We start from the raw sequence: 17,137 nt of genomic DNA, 5'->3' as shown, positions 1-17,137 counted from the left end.
TTCTCGGCGAATTCCATCAGGGTCAGCAGGCTTCGCGTCTGCACAAACAGACCGGATATAAGACTGCAACCACCTTAACTGTCGAAATCAAATATTTCTTGCCAAACCGGGAGGCGTCCATATAAGACAAAATGAAAACTTTTACAAAAAATATTTTGGCAGGTTTGGGGCTTTCCCTGTGCATCGCCGGTGCTGCACTGGCGCAAACATTTCCGGAGAAAACTGTTCGTATCGTTGTGCCCTATCCTCCAGGTGGTTTTAACGATACGCTTGCGCGCATCTCAAGCGACAAGCTCGGAAAAGTCTGGAGTCAACCCGTGGTGGTGGAAAACCGTCCGGGCGGCAACACCACCATTGGCAATAGCTATGTCGCTAAAGCTCCGGCTGACGGCTATACGATTTTGGTCACGCCTTTGCCTTTTTCTGCGATGCCTGGTCTGTATGGCGCCAAGCTCCCCTATGACGCTCTCAAGGACTTTCGTGCGTTGATTTTGGCGGGCTCTGCTCAAAACGCGCTGGTGACCAGAAAGGGGTTGAATATTAATAGTGCCAAAGAACTTGTCGAGTATGCCAAAGCCAATCCAGGCAAGCTGAACTATGGTTCGACAGGTTCTGGTTCATCGAATCACCTCTCGATGGAGTTACTGATGAACATGACGGGCACCAAGCTCACACATGTTCCCTACAAAGGGAGCGCGCCGGCTGTTGCGGCTCTCATGGCGGGTGAAATCGATGTGCTGTTTGATAACGTACCAAACGTTGTACAGCAAATCCGCGCGGGCACGATCAATGCGATCGGTGTGAGTGGTCTCAAGCGCACAGCACTGCTGCCAGACACACCTACTGTCGCGGAGTCTGGTGTCCCGGGCTTTGAGGTGAACGTCTGGTTTGGCATGCAAGTGCCGGGTGCCACACCCACTGCGATCGTCAATCAAGTCAACCGCGAACTGGCGAATATTTATCGCCAGCCTGATGTCACTAAACGCTTTAACGATCAAGGTGTCGAGGTGATCGCCAGCACGCCTGAAGAGTTCAGCAAGTTGCTGCAGAGCGAGGTCGCGAAGTGGAGCAAGCTGATCAAAGAAGCCAACATCCGGATCGAGTAAAGATGAAAATTCAAGACGTCACTCTCACGCTTTTTAGCTGGGACGATATCCCTGCAACCAGCTACGGCGCGCATACGGGTCGCTTTGCCGGCGAGAGCAAGCTTGGTTTGTTGGCGATCACCACGGACCAGGGGATCACTGGACATGCTTTTCTGGGCTCTGCTTTTTTCCCAGCAGACATGGATGGTGGCAGCCTGATCCGTTACCTCAAGCCGATTTTGATCGGTCAAAATCCGCTTGACCGCGAACGTCTCTACAAAGCCATGTGGAAACGTGTGCGCACCACGACCGCGCGCTCGATCGGCGCGGTGGACGTTGCGCTCTGGGATATCGCGGGCAAGGTTGCGAACCTGCCGATCCATCAGCTGCTTGGCTCCTACCGGGATCGCGTCCCCGCCTACATCAGCTCGGCGGTGCTCGCGAGCCCGCAAGCCTATGCGGACGAAGCGCAACACTACAAAGCCCTCAATCTGTCCGCCTACAAGATCCACCCGCCCCAAGTATGGCGAGAGGACATCAAGGTCTGCGAAGCCGTGCGCAAAGCCGTTGGTGACGACTATATATTGATGCTCGATTCTGTCTGGAGCTATGACTACCCTCAAGCGCTGCGGGTCGGTCATGTGATTGAAGATCTCGATTTCTATTGGTACGAGGATCCTCTTGCGGATGCGGATATCTACAACTATTTCGAGCTCAAAAAACATCTGAGCATCCCGATCATGGCGACCGAGTATCCCGCAGGTGGACTCGATTCGTACGCCCCGTGGATCAAGGAGCGCGCGACAGACTTCTTAAGAGGGGACGTTGCGGTCAAAGGCGGCATCACCACCCTGATGAAAACCGCCCATCTCGCCGAGGCGTTCCATCTGAACTACGAAGTGCATCATGGTGGAAACTCGCTGAATAACTTCGCCAACCTGCACGTCATCATGGCGCTCCAAAATACGGAGCTTTTTGAGGTCCTGTTGCCATCCGAATCGCAAAAGTACGGGCTATTGCAGGACCTTGAGATTGATGGTCAAGGGATGATCCATGCACCAACCGGACCAGGTCTGGGCGCGCAGATCGATTTTGAGCTGATCAAGAGAAAAACGCTTGGTGTATTGAGCTAGCAGACAGACGATTATTCAAGAAGGCGATTATTTAGTCGTCTCATACTGTCGCCACAAGCAACTGCCCTTGACCGACTTGTCCAACGTTGCCAGATACTCCTCGTGCGCGAGGAGGTCCTCGGCGCTTGGCAGAATCACAGGCAGACTGAGCGCGTCCTGGAGCTGACCGCGGGCCTCGGCACTTTCAGCTTCGGGTGCGTCATACGTATCGATCATCAGGCTATCCTGACCGCGGGTCATGGCAAGCCAGACCTCGGCCAAAAGACGTGAATCGAGCAGCGCGCCATGCAAGGCGCGATGCGCGTTGGATACTCCGTAACGTTCGCACAGGGCATCGAGGGAATTTCGTTTCCCTGGGTGCAGTGTCTTGGCATGGACGAGCGAATCCGTCACGCCGCTGCAAAAATCCGTGACCGGGTTGCGTCCGATTAATTCAAGCTCGGCGTTCAAAAACTTCAGGTCAAACGGCGCGTTGTGGATAATGAGTTCGGCACCCTCGATGAACTTTAAAAAATCATCGGCCTGATCTTTAAAGCGGGGTTTATCCGACAGGAAATCCGTGGTCAAACCGTGCACACCCAAAGCTCCGGGATCGCTATCGCGGTCCGGATTGAGATAGGTGTGGTAATGATTGCCCGTTACACCGCGATTCAGAACCTCGACGGCACCGATCTCAACGATACGGTGTCCTTGTGCGGGATCGAGTCCGGTCGTTTCTGTATCAAGAATGATCCAACGCATGGGTAAGAGTGCCGTAAAAAAGTGTGTAAAAGAGTTGTATTGAATGAGTCAATTCAGCTTTTCATTTTAGCGCGGGCTTCTTCTACGCCACGATTGGCGAGCAAGTCGGCGCGCTCATTACCTGGATCGCCGGCATGGCCTTTCACCCAATGCCACTGAATATCGTGCTTCGCGACCTCATCTGACATCAACTGCCAAAGATCTGCGTTTTTGACGGGTTTCTTATCGGCGGTTTTCCAGCCTCGCTGTTTCCAGCCATGAATCCACTCGGTCATGCCCTTCATCACATATTGCGAATCAACATGGAGCGTGACGGAACAAGGCCGCTTCAGCGCACGCAAGGCTTCGATCACGGCCATCATTTCCATGCGGTTGTTGGTGGTGAGGGGTTCGCCACCATGAAGTGTTTTCTCCACTTGGCCGAGTTTGAGCAAAACACCCCAGCCACCCGGTCCGGGATTGCCTTTGCAAGCGCCATCTGTCCAGATTTCTACATTTTCTTCAGTTTGCATCGTTTACTTTTTTGTTGGAATGGATTGTTGCTGCATGGCGACGCCAGCGGCGCGCCGTGCGGCCTGTTTGACAGGTTTGGTTTTCCAGTTGGGTTTGAGCAAAGTCATACCATGCACACGCTTGACAGCCGAAACGACATAGACCGCACCACAAGCTGGCCACCAACGATCTCCGGCAGGCTCGAAAAAGGCAGTTCGATCAAGCCACTTTTTTGTGGAAAATGACGGAACATAGCAGCCGAAGTGACCAAATTCGATCTCAAATGAAAGGAGTTTCAACCAGTCCTTGAGTCTGGACAAGGAAACCTGATGTCCGACTTCGGTGGGAAACCACGGTTTGAGAAAGGGCGTACGTTGCCTCAGGCCCCATAAACTCCAGGGATTGAAACCAGAAATCACGACCCGCCCTTCCGGTACAAGGATACGATCGACTTCGCGCAGAACCTGATGCGGATTGTCTGATGTCTCTAAAATGTGCGGTAAAACCACTAAATCCATGCTTTCTCTGTCAAAAGGCAGGAATTCAGGTTCGGCACGCACAGTACCAGCCCAGTCGAATGTTTGCTCTGGCTGGGGTAAAGTCGGGCCGACAAACGCTTTGAAGGGCATCCGATTCGCGCGTAACAAATCCAGCTCGGGTAATCCAACCTGAAGCGCCCGATAACCAAACACATCGTCAACCATGGTGTCGAAGCGCGTTTGTTCCCAATTTCGGGCATATTGACCCGGATCAGTACTTAACCACGCACTCAGACTTACAATGGCAGATTCTTGTGTAGACACGCTGTTCCTGAAAAAAATATAAATGCCTGCTTACTCAAACCTGCATTGCCCTGCCAACCACAGCACAACGCCTCGTCAATCGACAGGGATTTTTCCCCTGAGCGCGTTTAGCGACAACTATATCTGGCTGATCACCAATGGCGCAGATGCCATCGTGGTCGACCCCGGTCAGGCAACTCCGGTTTTGCAAGCGCTCGACAAGCGGGCCTTGAAGCTCACCGCTATTTTACTCACCCATCATCATCAAGACCATGTTGGTGGAGTTGCCGAGCTGGTTTCCCAAACTGGCGCCATGGTCTATGGTCCGGCAAGCGAAGTGTTACCTGTCTGCGATATCGCCCTGGTCGAAGGGGATGAAGTGACTGATACCGGCATGCAACTTTCCCTTTCCGTTCTTGATGTGCCGGGGCACACAGCTGGGCACATTGCCTACACAGGTCAAATCGCAGGTCAACCTGTCTTGTTTTGCGGCGATACTTTATTTGCCGCGGGCTGCGGTCGTTTATTTGAAGGCACGCCGGAGCAAATGGACGCGTCCCTGGCCAAGCTTGCCGCCCTGCCCACCGAAACAGCGGTCTATTGCGCCCACGAATACACACTCTCCAATATGCGCTGGGCCCGCACAGTCGAGCCAGCCAATCACAACCTTCTGGCCTGGCAAGCCCGCGCTGAACAGCAGCGCATCGAAGGTCAACCGACTTTGCCCAGCTCCATCGGGCAAGAGCTCTCCTGCAATCCGTTTTTACGCGCTCGACAAGCCAGCGTTGCCCAAGCGGCGGCAGTCTGGGCAGAGCGCCCCCTCGTCTCGCCGGTTGAGGTTTTTGCCGTGCTCAGAGAGTGGAAAAACAATTTTCGTTGATGTTGATGCCTAATATTCAAGCTCTCTTTACCCGTCTGGTTACTTTAGCTTGCGTCCTATTACTGGCCGGCTGTGCCGGTATGTCCGGTTCCGGAAACCGGGGGGGCGCGCAGGACACTTCGCTCACGATCGACCTGACCGTTCCCGCACCTGATGCTTGGGAGCGGATTCGTCGTGGATATGCCATTCCCAATCTCAATACTCCTCTTGTCGACAAATGGACGGCCTACTATGCCGCCCACCCGGAGTCGATGAACCGGATGGCAAACCGCGCAGGCAAATATCTTTACTACATCGTCGAGGAAATCAATCGCCGGGGTCTGCCAACCGAGCTCGCCTTGTTACCTTTTGTTGAAAGCGCCTACAACCCGATTGCATATTCGCATGCCAACGCTTCCGGCTTGTGGCAGTTCATCCCGAGCACGGGCACACAATTCAAGCTCAAACAAGACTGGTGGCATGATCAGCGCCGCGACCCGATCGCCTCGACCAATGCCGCGCTCGACTATCTGGAATATTTGTTCGAATTCCAGGGGGACTGGTATCTGGCGCTTGCTTCTTATAACTGGGGTGAAGGTGCTGTCCAGCGAGCGGTCAAACAAAATGCGGCTGCGGGTAAACCGACCGACTACCTCTCGCTCAACATGCCAGCCGAGACACGCAACTATCTACCCAAGCTGCAGGCCATCAAAAACATCGTTGCTGATCCGAAAAAATACTCGGTCGTACTCCCGGACGTGGATAACTCTCCTTATTTTGTCGCAATCAAGAAAACCGTCAACATCGACTACACGCTTGCCGCAAAGTTCGCTGAAATGCCCCTTGAAGATTTTCAGGCGCTGAATCCTTCGTTCAATCAGCCAGTTATCTCTGTCAAAGAAAACCATTCGATTATTTTGCCGCGAGATCGCGTGGCCATTTACAACAAAAATCTTGCCCAATACCGCGGGGACCTGACATCCTGGCAAACCTATGAGGCAAAGGAAGGCGAGAGCATCTCCGCCATCGCCAGCAAGTTCGGCGTCCCGGAAAGCCGCTTGCGTCAAGCGAATCGCATCCCGAGCAATGTCCGTCTGGCCAGCGATGAAACACTGATTATTCCGGGTCCAAGCGGCGAAGGGATTCGTTTGAATCCAGCCGACAAGACCTCTCTGGCTCAGGCAGGTCGTGCATCTCCAGAGACATCCCGCCGAACAACAACATCATCAAATCGTGCCACTGCCAGACCCGCGAGCGTCACCAGCACCACCACCACTAGCGCTGCGCCCGCGCGCGCAACCGTTCGCACCCACACCGTGCGTTCCGGCGAAACGCTCAGCAGCATTGCCCAGCAATATGGCACCACTGCAGCTTCGCTTCGCGCGCTGAACAACTTAAAATCGGATACTCTGCGAGCAGGCGCGAAGTTGCGGGTACCGGGTACAAGCAACCGAAGCTGATTCAATCATATTTTTACTTTACTAATCTTCATCTTTAGGACTGGTCCATGGGCTTTCTTTCCGGCAAACGTATCCTGATTACTGGCGTGATCTCCAATCGCTCGATCGCCTATGGCATCGCCAAAGCGTGTCACGATCAAGGTGCTCAACTCGCCTTTACTTACGTTGGTGAACGCTTTCAGGAACGCGTCACCGAATACGCCGCAGACTTTGGTAGCTCAATCGTGCTGCCCTGTGATGTGGGCGATGACGGCCAGATCGAATCCACCTTTACCGAGCTCGCCAAACACTGGGACGGTCTCGATGGCTTAGTGCACTCGATTGGTTTCGCGCCACGCGAAGCCATCTCTGGCCAGTTTCTCGACGGACTCTCGCGCGAAGCTTTTCGCATTGCCCATGACATTTCAGCCTACAGTTTTCCCGCGCTCGCCAAAGCTGCTCGCCCCATGATGCAAGGGCGTAACGGGGCGCTGTTGACGCTGACCTATCTGGGTGCCGAAAAAGCGATGGCCAATTACAACACCATGGGTCTGGCCAAAGCCTCACTTGAGGCATCGGTGCGCTACCTGGCGGCCAACCTCGGCCCTGAGGGCATTCGCTCAAACGGCATTTCGGCCGGCCCAATCAAAACACTGGCCGCCAGTGGCATCAAGGATTTCTCAAGCATCCTGAAAGTCGTCGAGAACAACGCGCCACTGCGTCGCAACGTGACGATTGAGCAGGTCGGTAACGTGGCGGCCTTTTTGTTATCTGAATTATCCGCTGGCGTCACCGGTGAAATCATTCACGTAGATTCAGGCTTTTCCAATGTCATTGCCGGCTTGATCGAGTAAGGCTTTTTAAGCCTCTCCCGAATCAAGCGCAATCAATTGCAATCAAGCGCCTTGCGCGCTTCTGACATCGTCACACCCTCGACCAGCACGCGTTTTTTGCGGCTGGTCTGTCCGGAAACAAGTTGAATGTGTTTGCGCGGCACACTCAGCCGCTCCGCCAACCAGGCAACGAGCACTTCGTTAGCCCGATTTTCAACCGCCGGGGCATTCAGTGCGATTTTCAAGCGCCCGTCATGCTCTCCTACAACCTTGGACACTTTTGCGCCAGGCTGACAATGCAATAAAAGTGCTACACCCGTTGCCTGTTCGGTGAGCCAGCTCATCGTACTCCCGTTAAATGCATGATCAGAGCACCCAAGCCGCCCGCACCCAGAATCAGATATACAGGATTGATTCGCGTGCGCAGCAGCAGACCAAACACGATCAGACCCAGCCCAACCGTGAGCGGTCCGACAAATGCAGCCTTTGCAACGGCATAGACACCTGAACACATCAACCCAATCGCGATCGGCTCCAACGCGCTTTGCACCGCGCGCCGCCAGGGTCGCTCGCCGATTTTGTTCCACAAACGTCCCACAGCAAGACACAAGATACTGGAGGGCAAAAAAAACGAAAGCAGGACCACTCCAGCACCGAGCAGGCCGGCGATCTGAAAACCGAACACCAGCACCATCATCATGTTAGGGCCCGGCGCGAGTTGCCCCAAACTATAAATGTGCACAAACGCAGTGTGATCGATCGAGAACCGTTGATCCAAAATGGTCTGCATTTCCGGCAAAACGGCAGTACCGCCCCCGACCGCCAGCACTGACAACATGCCAAAGGTCATCGCAAGTTGCAACAAGGCGCTCATGGGGATTTCTCCTCGTTGCGTGTCAATGACTCCGTTTGATCATGCGCACGCGGTCGATAGAGAAAGAGACCAATTGGCACCATAATCAGCAGTACTGTAATGAGTGAAAATTTCAGCACGCTCATGAGTACAAAGGTCGCGATAATCATCGCAAGCGAGCGGAAATGCCGGAAATGCTGATCGCCGATCTTATAGGTGATCGAGGCTAACAGTCCGGTTGCGCCCGCCGCCACACCCGCTAACAAAATATTCAAAATCGGATGATCCTCACCCTGGCTGTAGGCCACGCCAGCCAGCAAAACGAACAATCCGCCCGGCAACATCAAGCCCGCGGCGGCACAGCATGCACCCCAAAATCCACGTATGCGATCGCCCGCGAGGAGCGCGAGATTGACTGAATTCAGGCCCGGTAAAGTTTGACTGATCGCAAGCGTTGCCATGAACGCATCGGGCGTCAGCCATTTGCGCTTATCGATTAAAAGCAATCTCTCGTAAGCCACGATTCCGCCCCCGAAACTCACCGCACCAATCAACAGGAACTCTCTGAATATTTCCCAGAGCGAGGGTGGCGTAACGGGGACAGTGTCGCTGACATCGCTCATTCCTCGACTCCATAAACCAGCGCGGTTTTGGTGCTGCCCGATACGAGCCAATCCGGGATCGCCCGTTGCAAATTTTTGAAAAACTTATCCGCAAGTTGATGCGCGGCCGTATCCTCGCGATTGGTTTTATTGACTCGATAGGAAAAAGCCAGTTCGCCCACAATAGGCTCACCGACGCTACGCATCCAGATCGCAACATCACAATGGGCACTGACATTTGGACCAAACACGATATTCCCCAAAGGCAAACAGGCCTCGAGTATCTTGTTGGTGACGCCTCCGACAACAGAGACAGGTATATCTGGCTTAATCTCCAAGCGACCGAGATCAGGAAAGGCCCGCACAATGCCGCCCATCGTGCGTTCAAAAATCTGATCCACAGGGACTGAATCCATGATTGAATTGTTGGAATAGATCATGCGGGTACTGCCTAAGGTCTCGCCACGCAATATTTCCTCTTTCAAACGCATCCTGATCTTATAAGGCGCGTCAGGAGTCGGGTCATGGGCAAGCGAGCCTTGTAGCGACTTGGCCCGGCACTTTAAGGTCACCTCGCACCAATCATCAACCCAGACGTTTTGTCTCGACTCGCGCACACGCAAAATCAAATTATTTTTACGGAAATCGTTGTTCGGCGTGTCGTAAAAATAAACACTCCGAAGTCCCGTATTCGCATTGTCAAGGTGGAAAAAATCCACACCCTCCCTTTGACAAAACGCGACGATCAAATGGCTAAGATGAATGATCCGGCTGTGACGATCAAGCCCCTCTGGCTTGAGTAACAACTTGAACTCTCGGTTAGTGATTTTTTTATCAAGTTTCGTATCAGTTTTCATCTAGTATATGTTTTGGCTATTTGTTTATTGTTAGGTCGCTTCTGTATTCAGTCGCGCGCGGTCGAATGCTTGCTCGAGTGTGTCGCAATACTGAGCCTGAGAGTCAGAACTCACCAAGCCGGATCGACGCATTTTTTCCAGCACTTTTGCGTTGGCTTCGCACAGTAACACCTGCACGCCGCGTTGATGCAAGTCAGTGACGACCTCCTCGATAGACTGCAAGCCTGTCGCATCGATAAAAGGCACGCGACGCAAGCGAATGACAAGAGACTCAGGATCCGTCGCAGTATGTTTGAGTGCACGTTCAAAACTCTCGATTGCCGCAAAAAACATCGGGCCATCGATTTCATAGACCATCGCGCCCTCGGGACGCTTGTGGCCTACCTGGTCGGCAAACTCACGCTCCAGCGCGTCCTCGGCAACCTCGCGTGTCTCAACCGAGGCCGCCATGCGTCTGAGAAAATGAAAAATCGCCAACATCACACCAACGTTGACAGCCACAACCAGATCCACAAAAACAGTCAGCAAAAATGTCACGACCAATACAATGCGATCAGCCGTTGGTGCCCGCATCAGCATTCTGCCAAAATTCGGCAGTTCACTCATGTTCCAGGCCACCACAAACAAAATCGCGGCCAAAGCTGCCAGAGGAATGCTTGAGGCAAGCGGTGCGAGTACCAACAAAATCAGCACAAGAGTGAGTACATGAACGATGCCGGCAAGCGGTCCTGTTCCACCGTTTCTGATGTTGGTCGCCGTGCGTGCGATCGCGCCAGTGGCGGCGAATCCACCGAATAAAGGCGTCACAATATTGGCCACGCCCTGACCCACTAACTCCTGGTTGGAGTTGTGTCGCGTACCCGCCATTCGGTCAGCGACAACTGCCGACAGCAGGGACTCAATCGCACCTAGCATCGCGATCGTAAAAGCGGGGCCGACCAGACTCAGGACTTGTGAAACAGTCATTTCAGGCCAAGCGAAAGCAGGCAGACCTTGAGGCACGCCTCCGAACATCGAGCCAATCGTGGCGACTCCCGGCAATTGCAATGCTGCCTGCAAAATCGTCGCGACCACCATTGCGAGCAAGGGGCCGGGTATACGCCTGAATATTTTGATTTTGCTGGCGAACAGTACGATCACCAGGCTCAATAATGCAATGAGCAGCGTCGGCCAATGCGTCTGACCGAGCGACTGAAGCAAAGCCCAGACTTTCTCATGGAAGTGCTCGCCTTCGGGCTTGGGGAGCCCCAGGAAATATGCCCACTGCCCGACAAAAATAATGACGCCGATCCCCGTTGTAAAACCAATAATCACAGGGGTAGGGATAAACTTGATCAGCCCCCCCATTTTCGCAAGTCCCATCATCAGCAAAATCACACCCGCCATGAGCGTGGCGATCTGCAAGCCGGGAATGCCATATTTGGCGGTAATCCCGGCAAGGATCACGATAAACGCGCCAGTCGGTCCCGAGATCTGCAGCCGACTGCCTCCCAGAAGCGTGACCAAGCCCCCGCCCACGATTGCTGTATAGATGCCCTGCTCGGGCCTGGCGCCCGACGCAATCGCAAACGCCATCGAAAGAGGAAGCGCGACAATACCGACGATCAGCCCCGCCAAAATATTGGGCCACCACTGGTTGCGGGCAAACAGTCCGGCGCGATACCCTTCTACTAAAGCAATCATAAATGCGGCTGCAATGGATATATGGGTGTGGCTGCCGCAGACCGGCTTGTCAGTAGCAGCGCTTAACAGGCCAGTCGATTATAGGGGTATGTGTCCGACTCTTGATCTATCTCAAGTCAATTGCTCGGTAATCGCTCTGATGATGTCCAAATGAGTCAACAGCCTTTTAGAATGGTTTAGCATTAATCGACTACTCAAGGAGCAAGCATATGATTATCAGCAGACAAGCGTGGATTGTGGTGGCGGATGGCGGACGTGCGAATGTTTACAAAAACGTTGGCGAAATCGGCGAGGTCAAACTCGCTCTTGTGCGCAGCACCAATCAACATACCGAGCACACCCACGAGCTCGGCCGCGATCAGCCCGGCCGGTTGAGCGGTAACTCCGGACATGCCAAATCTTCACTTGAATCGACCGATTTACATCAGGTCGCGGAAGACAAATTTTTGAAAGCAGTCGTGGAGCATCTGGCACATGATGTTCAGAGCGGTCAGTGCAAAGAGCTCGTGTTGATTGCGCCCCCGCACGCCCTGGGCGAATTGCGCAAGCATTTGCCCGCCAGCGTATCCAAGGTCGTCGTCAGCGAAATCAGCAAGGACTATACTCACATGGCCATCAACGAACTGCAAAAGACGCTGATGAGTATCCACTAATCCACTGACCAAAGGATTGCAGGCGCCATGAATCTTCCAGAACTTTCTGCCCTTGAGTTACGCCGTTTAATTGGCACCAGACAGATTTCCCCGGTAGAGTTGATGGAGGCCTGCATCGCACAGATCGAAAAGTACAATCCGGCAATCAACGCAATTGCCGCGACTGATTTTGATCGCGCGCGCGCGGCAGCTAAAAATGCCGAAACTACCGTCATGCGTGGCGAACCTCTTGGATTGCTGCACGGACTGCCCTTGGGTGTCAAAGATCTGCAAGATACTGCCGGCTTGCTGACGACCTATGGCAACGTTGGATTGCGCGGCAATATCCCTGCGCGCGATAACAGTCTAGTGTCACGCTTGCGCCAGGCTGGTGCGATCGTGACCGCCAAAACCAACACACCCGATATGGGCGCGGGAGCCAATACGCGCAACGCAGTCTGGGGCGCAACGGGCAACCCGTTCAATCCCACTCTGAATGCCGGCGGCTCTTCAGGAGGATCAGCCGCGGCACTTGCGACCGACATGCTGCCCATCTGCACAGGCTCGGACACAGGTGGCTCTTTGCGCATACCTGCAGCGATCTGTGGCGTAGTTGGCATGCGTCCTTCTCCAGGTACAGTCGGGAACGATACACGCGCCCTGGGGTGGTCAGTGATCTCAGTTTTGGGGCCGATGGGACGCACGGTCGCGGATGCAGCCTTTATGATGGCAGGCTGTGTCGGTCGCGATCCGCTTGATCCACTCGCCTACCCTGTCGATCCTGGTAGCTTCTGGCCCATGCGCCACATCGATCTTTCAACTTTGCGGATCGGATACACCGAAGATTTCGGCGTTTGTATTGTTGACCAGGAAACCCGCAGAGTGTTTCGTCAGCGCATGGCCGCGATCGCACCGCTTGTTCAGGTCTGCGAACCTGTTGATCTGCGTTGCACCGAAGCGGACCGCGCTTTTGATGTCTTGCGCGCGGAAAATTTCGTTGCAGGTTTTTCTGAAACCTGGCGCAACAAACCCGAAACACTCGGACCGAATATCTGCGCCAACATGGAAATGGCTGTCACCATCACGCTCGAAGATCGTGCCCGCGCGCATCTTGAGCAGACACGCATTTCGCGTCAGTTTGCCGCAGCGACTGCAAAATACGATTTGATTTTGTCACCTGTCGTGCCGGTTACGCCCTTTCCATGGACGCAACTTTATGCACCAGAGGTTGATGGTCAAAAAATGAAAAATTATTATCACTGGCTCGCACTGACCTATGTCGTGACGTTGGCCACTCATCCTACGATCGCACTGCCTTGCGGACGTGACGAACATGGCATGCCATTTGGTCTGCAAGTCACTGGAAAACTGTTTGAAGATGGTCGGTTGATGGCCGCAGCGCACGCGCTTGAAGAGGCATTTAGCCACGACTCACAACTCAAGCGCGCAAAACCGGATATGAATCAGCTTCTGGAACCTCACCCGGAACTCAAATCAATCGTCACGCATCCCCCCGTGTATGAGGGGCTCGTGACGGATCATCCAACCTCACCAGCGGTATAAGGTAATCCCGCCCGCGATGTCGTCGTTGCGCGTCTGGTCGGGCAGAGAGCGATACTTGGTCACCTTGGCACCATCGTTGCCAAGGTACACATACATGATTTCCGCGTCGCCCTGACCACGCATGTAACGATAGGCCCAGATCCACTGCTGATCGTCGCCCCAGTCATCGCGCGTGATGTTGGCAGGCGGACCAAACTCGCAATGCACGCGCTCACGCGTCCAGACTTCGCCATTGCCAAGAATGCTGAAGCTTTGTTCTGTCAGAACTTGTTGAGGCGCGCCCACAATGCCTTGCTTGGAAACACTCAAGGCATAAGCGGTTTCGCCCTCGGGCTGTTGAGTCCAGACCATTCTTCTGCCACCATCTCGTGATGGGCAAGTGATGTCGGGACTGCCGTATTGCTTGATCACATCTGCGATCGGCGTGCCTGGCTTCACGCTGGAAACTTGTGCGCAACCCGAAAGTATGAGCGCTGCGAAAGCCGTTAAGATCAAAGAGGTTTTTTTCACACGCGAATCCTAAAACTCGAACATATGGCCGCTCTTGGCGGCCTTGGTGCGAAGATATCCATCGTTGTGCTCGTTTGAGGGATAAATATGCGGCACACGTTCAACAACCTCGATGTCGTGTTGCGCGAGCGCAGCGACCTTGGTTGGATTGTTGGTCATCAGTTTGACGCGGCTCACACCCAGCAAACGTAACATCTGTGCCGCAGGTAAATAATTGCGCTCGTCCGAATCGAATCCGAGATGCAGGTTGGCATCGACGGTGTCAAAACCGGAGTCCTGCAGCTGATAGGCGCGCAGCTTGTTCACTAGGCCGATCCCTCGTCCTTCTTGAGCGAGGTACAACAGAATACCACTTCCCGCTTTGGACATTTCTGCGATGGCGCCACGCAACTGGTTCCCACAATCGCAACGCAGGGAACCGATCAGATCTCCAGTGAAACACTCAGAGTGCAAGCGCACCAGAACGGGTTTGGTCGTATCCACATCGCCGATCATGACGGCGAGGTGCTCGATTCCACCATCGCGTGGACGAAACGCCACAACACGCGCGTTTTCAGCGTTTTCCAGAGGAACGCGCGCCTGACTCACCAGAGTCAGGGCCTTGGCGGCGTTTTGCATGTAGTCTTGAATGAGACTCGCTTTGACAGACAAAATGTCCGGCGTACCCGCGCCTTCGACAATCAGTGCCGCAGGCAACAATCGGGACAACTTCGAGAGCGTCACACAGGCGCGCGCAAGCGGATCAGCATCTGACAAAACGAGTCCGGAAAGATCCGGACGCTGCATCAACGCAGCCAGAGGATTCGCCAAAAACTCAATCGCTGCCAGATCGAGTCCCTGAGGATGCGTCACCACACACGCTGTGCGGTCAGTTTTATCTATGCCAAGCACATTCGCGCGTGTACCGGTCACTACAAGCCGGGGCGCGCTGTTGCCGGTACGCGTGAGCAAGCCCAGATGTTCGGGAGTCAACGCTTCGGCTGCCAGCATCAATAGGCTGGCGTCACCATCGTGCACACGCACAATCGCACCGCGACGCAATTCGGAAATGGCACGGTCTACTTCGATGAGGGGATCAGGAGTCGACAAGATAAATTAAAGGTGAAGGTGAATAGGGCTTTAAAAATAAAAGCTTACGTAAATCGTCACACATTCGAATATTATGACAGCTTAAGGTAATTCCCTAATGGAAAACACTTACTTCACAATCTGTATTGAGGCCTTTCAAGCTTTGGTTTCATCTATACAACAACCACTCCCTCAGGAAGACTTTTCCTCTCCTGAAGCTGAAAAACGCTGGGAAACGTTTCTAGCGGAATTTTTTAGTCCTGAAAGCCTGGCGAAATCGTCACTTCAAGCCATTTTCGAACCCCTTCGCGCGGGTAAAACCGATGCCATGATGGTGGTTGGGCAGCTCGGTCAAACCATGGATGGCAGGATCGCTACCGTCACGGGTCAGTCCAAATACATCAATGGCCAACCTGGTTTGACGCATTTGCACCAGCTGCGTGCCTTGTTGGATGCAGTCGTGGTCGGGGTTGGAACAGTGCTGGCGGACGATCCGCTTCTCAATGTCAGATTGGTTGCTGGCAAGCATCCTGCACGCGTTGTCATCGATCCCAGAGGGAAATTGACGCCTCATGCCAGGATCTGGGGGCGAGATGGTGCCAGACGCTTATGGATCGTGACCGAGGGTGTTGAGGTTCAAGCCCCTGAGGGAGTCGAAGTCATCGCTTTGCCTGCCAACAACGGACGCATCGAACCTAAGGATATTTTACTATCTCTGCATCATGCAGGGCTCAATCGCATTTTGATCGAAGGGGGCGCTGACACCGTATCGCGCTTTCTTCAGGCCGGCTGTCTGGATCGATTGCACTTGATTGTTGCACCAATCCTGATGGGCTCAGGACGCGCAAGCCTGAGTCTGCCGGCCATCGAGCACATGGATCAGGCTATGCGTTTGGATGTGCAGACTCACCTGCTCGGCAACGAAGTGTTGTTTGACTGCGATCTCGACATGCAGCGAGTCAGAATTGCCTGAAAGCGCTCAACCGACTGCTCCCAGGTCGGTTGTTGTTCAGCGGCTACTCTGGCCCCCTGAGATAAGCGCATGCGGCAATCGCCATCTTGTATCACTTTGCGCAACGCAGTCGTCAAACTTCCGACATCGCCGGGAGGCACCAGTAAGCCTGCCCCCTCTGGCACAGTATCGGGGATCGCACCGCCCGTCGTGCCGATGACGGGCAAACCGCGTGCCAAAGCCTCTGCATAGGCCATGCCGTAACCCTCAAACAGCGAAGCCAGAACAAAAACATCGGCAGACTGATAAAGCCTGTCGAGCTGATCTTCATCGACCACACCCAGGGCATGCACGCGCTTCTGGAAACCGAAACGTACGATGTCCTGTTTAAGCTGTGCACCCGATCGTTCATCGCGGGTGAGGTCTCCCGCGATCGTCAGGGTCCAAGGCAGCTCTGCCAAAGGTTGCAAAGCCGCGAGCAATACATCAAAACCCTTACGGGGGGTGACCGAGCCAACGGATAAAAGATGCAATGTTTCCGATCCGCTGCCTTGGGACAAAGGCGCACGAGCGGTGCCCGGGCACACGACATCGATTGACTCGGCAGGCACACCAAAGGTGCGCACCAAGTCTCTCGCTGTGGACGGTCCTGTCACAATCACATGGCTCGCGTGAGTCAGTGCCCGGGATTCGCTTAATCTGAAAGCCTCAGCCTGCCCTGCGCTCAGACCCGATTCGAAGGCCAAAGGATGATGAATCAGGGCGACAACGGTATGGTCATGCGCCAAAGTCGCGACCGCTTCGGGCAATACGCCCAGAGCCAGCCCATCCATGACGACCAGCCTGCCGATCGGGATGGCCTTCAACAACTCGTTTGCCTGAGAGACAGTTTCATGGCTGGGGAAAGGAAAACCAGCCCCCAGACTGAGCAAGTCGACCTGCCAGCCTCGCTCTCTTAAACCCCCGATGATGCGACGATCGTAGATATAGCCACCAGTCGGTGTATCAAGCTCGCCGGGAAAGGCAAAAACGATTCGTTGTGCCATCATCGGT

19 protein-coding genes are annotated in these 17,137 nt (G+C 54.1%); 8 read left to right on the top strand and 11 right to left on the bottom strand.

The window, feature by feature from the left end; translation table 11 throughout:
- Positions 1-131: 131 nt before the first annotated feature.
- Together QWY30_RS10365 and QWY30_RS10360 are read left to right on the top strand one after the other, a co-directional pair.
- Complete coding sequence (locus QWY30_RS10365) at positions 132-1,106, top strand: Bug family tripartite tricarboxylate transporter substrate binding protein (protein WP_290240723.1); 975 nt, start codon at positions 132-134, stop codon at positions 1,104-1,106.
- A gap of 2 nt (positions 1,107-1,108) precedes the next feature.
- Positions 1,109-2,218 (top strand): mandelate racemase family protein, encoded by a 1,110-nt coding sequence (locus QWY30_RS10360; RefSeq protein WP_290240721.1) that lies wholly within the window; start codon positions 1,109-1,111, stop codon positions 2,216-2,218.
- A 27-nt stretch (positions 2,219-2,245) separates the two neighbouring features.
- On the opposite strand, the gene dnaQ is transcribed toward QWY30_RS10360, so the two are convergent.
- Genes dnaQ through QWY30_RS10345 form a run of 3 tightly spaced genes read right to left on the bottom strand, consistent with a single transcriptional unit; the run spans position 2,246 to position 4,254 of the window.
- Positions 2,246-2,959 (bottom strand): DNA polymerase III subunit epsilon, encoded by a 714-nt coding sequence (gene dnaQ / locus QWY30_RS10355; RefSeq protein WP_290240719.1) that lies wholly within the window; start codon positions 2,957-2,959, stop codon positions 2,246-2,248.
- A 53-nt stretch (positions 2,960-3,012) separates the two neighbouring features.
- A complete protein-coding gene (gene rnhA / locus QWY30_RS10350; protein WP_290240716.1) occupies positions 3,013-3,471 on the bottom strand; it encodes a ribonuclease HI in 459 nt (152 codons plus the stop codon).
- A 3-nt stretch (positions 3,472-3,474) separates the two neighbouring features.
- Positions 3,475-4,254: a class I SAM-dependent methyltransferase gene (locus QWY30_RS10345; RefSeq protein WP_290240714.1), complete on the bottom strand. Its 780-nt coding sequence runs from the start codon at positions 4,252-4,254 to the stop codon at positions 3,475-3,477.
- Positions 4,255-4,276: 22 nt separating this feature from the next.
- On the opposite strand from QWY30_RS10345, the gene gloB reads away from it, so the two are divergent.
- From gloB to fabI, 3 genes are read left to right on the top strand one after another with little or no spacing between them, the layout of a single operon-like run.
- On the top strand, positions 4,277-5,113 hold the full coding sequence (gene gloB / locus QWY30_RS10340) for a hydroxyacylglutathione hydrolase (RefSeq protein ID WP_290240712.1): 837 nt from the start codon (positions 4,277-4,279) through the stop codon (positions 5,111-5,113).
- Positions 5,114-5,118: 5 nt separating this feature from the next.
- The gene (locus QWY30_RS10335) at positions 5,119-6,552 is read left to right on the top strand and encodes a LysM peptidoglycan-binding domain-containing protein (RefSeq protein ID WP_435433389.1); all 1,434 of its coding nucleotides are present in this window, start codon (positions 5,119-5,121) and stop codon (positions 6,550-6,552) included.
- A 47-nt stretch (positions 6,553-6,599) separates the two neighbouring features.
- Positions 6,600-7,385 carry an enoyl-ACP reductase FabI gene (fabI, locus tag QWY30_RS10330; RefSeq protein ID WP_290240710.1) on the top strand — a complete coding sequence of 262 codons (786 nt, stop codon included), beginning with the start codon at positions 6,600-6,602 and terminating at the stop codon, positions 7,383-7,385.
- Positions 7,386-7,417: 32 nt separating this feature from the next.
- Here fabI and QWY30_RS10325 read toward each other — a convergent pair whose 3' ends face one another.
- From QWY30_RS10325 to QWY30_RS10305, 5 genes are read right to left on the bottom strand one after another with little or no spacing between them, the layout of a single operon-like run.
- The gene (locus tag QWY30_RS10325; RefSeq protein ID WP_290240708.1) at positions 7,418-7,708 is read right to left on the bottom strand and encodes a DUF167 domain-containing protein; all 291 of its coding nucleotides are present in this window, start codon (positions 7,706-7,708) and stop codon (positions 7,418-7,420) included.
- A complete protein-coding gene (locus QWY30_RS10320) occupies positions 7,705-8,238 on the bottom strand; it encodes a chromate transporter (RefSeq protein WP_290240707.1) in 534 nt (177 codons plus the stop codon). Before QWY30_RS10320 ends, QWY30_RS10325 begins: the two co-directional genes overlap by 4 nt.
- Positions 8,235-8,840 carry a chromate transporter gene (locus tag QWY30_RS10315; RefSeq protein ID WP_290240706.1) on the bottom strand — a complete coding sequence of 202 codons (606 nt, stop codon included), beginning with the start codon at positions 8,838-8,840 and terminating at the stop codon, positions 8,235-8,237. Before QWY30_RS10315 ends, QWY30_RS10320 begins: the two co-directional genes overlap by 4 nt.
- A complete protein-coding gene (locus tag QWY30_RS10310; protein WP_290240705.1) occupies positions 8,837-9,676 on the bottom strand; it encodes a CYTH domain-containing protein in 840 nt (279 codons plus the stop codon). The genes QWY30_RS10315 and QWY30_RS10310 overlap by 4 nt, the downstream gene beginning before the upstream one ends.
- Before the next feature lie 30 nt (positions 9,677-9,706).
- Complete coding sequence (locus QWY30_RS10305; protein ID WP_290240704.1) at positions 9,707-11,359, bottom strand: SulP family inorganic anion transporter; 1,653 nt, start codon at positions 11,357-11,359, stop codon at positions 9,707-9,709.
- A 209-nt stretch (positions 11,360-11,568) separates the two neighbouring features.
- On the opposite strand from QWY30_RS10305, the gene QWY30_RS10300 reads away from it, so the two are divergent.
- Positions 11,569-12,012, top strand: a complete 444-nt coding sequence (locus QWY30_RS10300; RefSeq protein ID WP_290240703.1) for a host attachment protein — start codon at positions 11,569-11,571, stop codon at positions 12,010-12,012.
- A gap of 27 nt (positions 12,013-12,039) precedes the next feature.
- Positions 12,040-13,554, top strand: coding sequence for an amidase (locus QWY30_RS10295; RefSeq protein ID WP_290240702.1), 1,515 nt, complete (start codon positions 12,040-12,042; stop codon positions 13,552-13,554).
- Here QWY30_RS10295 and QWY30_RS10290 read toward each other — a convergent pair.
- Positions 13,540-14,064 carry a hypothetical protein gene (locus tag QWY30_RS10290; RefSeq protein ID WP_290240701.1) on the bottom strand — a complete coding sequence of 175 codons (525 nt, stop codon included), beginning with the start codon at positions 14,062-14,064 and terminating at the stop codon, positions 13,540-13,542. The genes QWY30_RS10295 and QWY30_RS10290 overlap by 15 nt on opposite strands.
- Positions 14,065-14,073: 9 nt before the next feature.
- Positions 14,074-15,153, bottom strand: coding sequence for a GTP cyclohydrolase II (gene ribA / locus QWY30_RS10285; protein WP_290240700.1), 1,080 nt, complete (start codon positions 15,151-15,153; stop codon positions 14,074-14,076).
- Between the two features lie 97 nt (positions 15,154-15,250).
- Here ribA and QWY30_RS10280 point away from each other — a divergent pair, with 97 nt between their 5' ends.
- On the top strand, positions 15,251-16,105 hold the full coding sequence (locus QWY30_RS10280) for a RibD family protein (protein ID WP_290240699.1): 855 nt from the start codon (positions 15,251-15,253) through the stop codon (positions 16,103-16,105).
- On the opposite strand, the gene QWY30_RS10275 is transcribed toward QWY30_RS10280, so the two are convergent.
- Complete coding sequence (locus QWY30_RS10275) at positions 16,039-17,130, bottom strand: glycosyltransferase family 4 protein (protein WP_290240698.1); 1,092 nt, start codon at positions 17,128-17,130, stop codon at positions 16,039-16,041. The two genes, QWY30_RS10280 and QWY30_RS10275, sit on opposite strands and share 67 nt — an antisense overlap.
- Positions 17,131-17,137: the final 7 nt, after the last annotated feature.

It is taken from the genome of Zwartia panacis, from assembly GCF_030410395.1.
In the GTDB taxonomy this organism is placed as follows: Bacteria; Pseudomonadota; Gammaproteobacteria; order Burkholderiales; family Burkholderiaceae_B; genus Zwartia; species Zwartia panacis.
This window is presented reverse-complemented; position numbering and strand designations above follow the sequence as displayed.

Bases quoted from the DNA above. Each gene is read 5' to 3' on its own strand.
- QWY30_RS10365 (WP_290240723.1), top strand. From the start codon at position 132: ATGAAAACTTTTACAAAAAATATTTTGGCAGGTTTGGGGCTTTCCCTG.
- QWY30_RS10360 (WP_290240721.1), top strand. From the start codon at position 1,109: ATGAAAATTCAAGACGTCACTCTCACGCTTTTTAGCTGGGACGATATC.
- dnaQ (WP_290240719.1), bottom strand. From the start codon at position 2,959: ATGCGTTGGATCATTCTTGATACAGAAACGACCGGACTCGATCCCGCA.
- rnhA (WP_290240716.1), bottom strand. From the start codon at position 3,471: ATGCAAACTGAAGAAAATGTAGAAATCTGGACAGATGGCGCTTGCAAA.
- gloB (WP_290240712.1), top strand. From the start codon at position 4,277: ATGCCTGCTTACTCAAACCTGCATTGCCCTGCCAACCACAGCACAACG.
- QWY30_RS10335 (WP_435433389.1), top strand. From the start codon at position 5,119: ATGCCTAATATTCAAGCTCTCTTTACCCGTCTGGTTACTTTAGCTTGC.
- fabI (WP_290240710.1), top strand. From the start codon at position 6,600: ATGGGCTTTCTTTCCGGCAAACGTATCCTGATTACTGGCGTGATCTCC.
- QWY30_RS10325 (WP_290240708.1), bottom strand. From the start codon at position 7,708: ATGAGCTGGCTCACCGAACAGGCAACGGGTGTAGCACTTTTATTGCAT.
- QWY30_RS10320 (WP_290240707.1), bottom strand. From the start codon at position 8,238: ATGAGCGCCTTGTTGCAACTTGCGATGACCTTTGGCATGTTGTCAGTG.
- QWY30_RS10315 (WP_290240706.1), bottom strand. From the start codon at position 8,840: ATGAGCGATGTCAGCGACACTGTCCCCGTTACGCCACCCTCGCTCTGG.
- QWY30_RS10310 (WP_290240705.1), bottom strand. From the start codon at position 9,676: ATGAAAACTGATACGAAACTTGATAAAAAAATCACTAACCGAGAGTTC.
- QWY30_RS10305 (WP_290240704.1), bottom strand. From the start codon at position 11,359: ATGATTGCTTTAGTAGAAGGGTATCGCGCCGGACTGTTTGCCCGCAAC.
- QWY30_RS10300 (WP_290240703.1), top strand. From the start codon at position 11,569: ATGATTATCAGCAGACAAGCGTGGATTGTGGTGGCGGATGGCGGACGT.
- QWY30_RS10295 (WP_290240702.1), top strand. From the start codon at position 12,040: ATGAATCTTCCAGAACTTTCTGCCCTTGAGTTACGCCGTTTAATTGGC.
- QWY30_RS10280 (WP_290240699.1), top strand. From the start codon at position 15,251: ATGGAAAACACTTACTTCACAATCTGTATTGAGGCCTTTCAAGCTTTG.
- QWY30_RS10275 (WP_290240698.1), bottom strand. From the start codon at position 17,130: ATGGCACAACGAATCGTTTTTGCCTTTCCCGGCGAGCTTGATACACCG.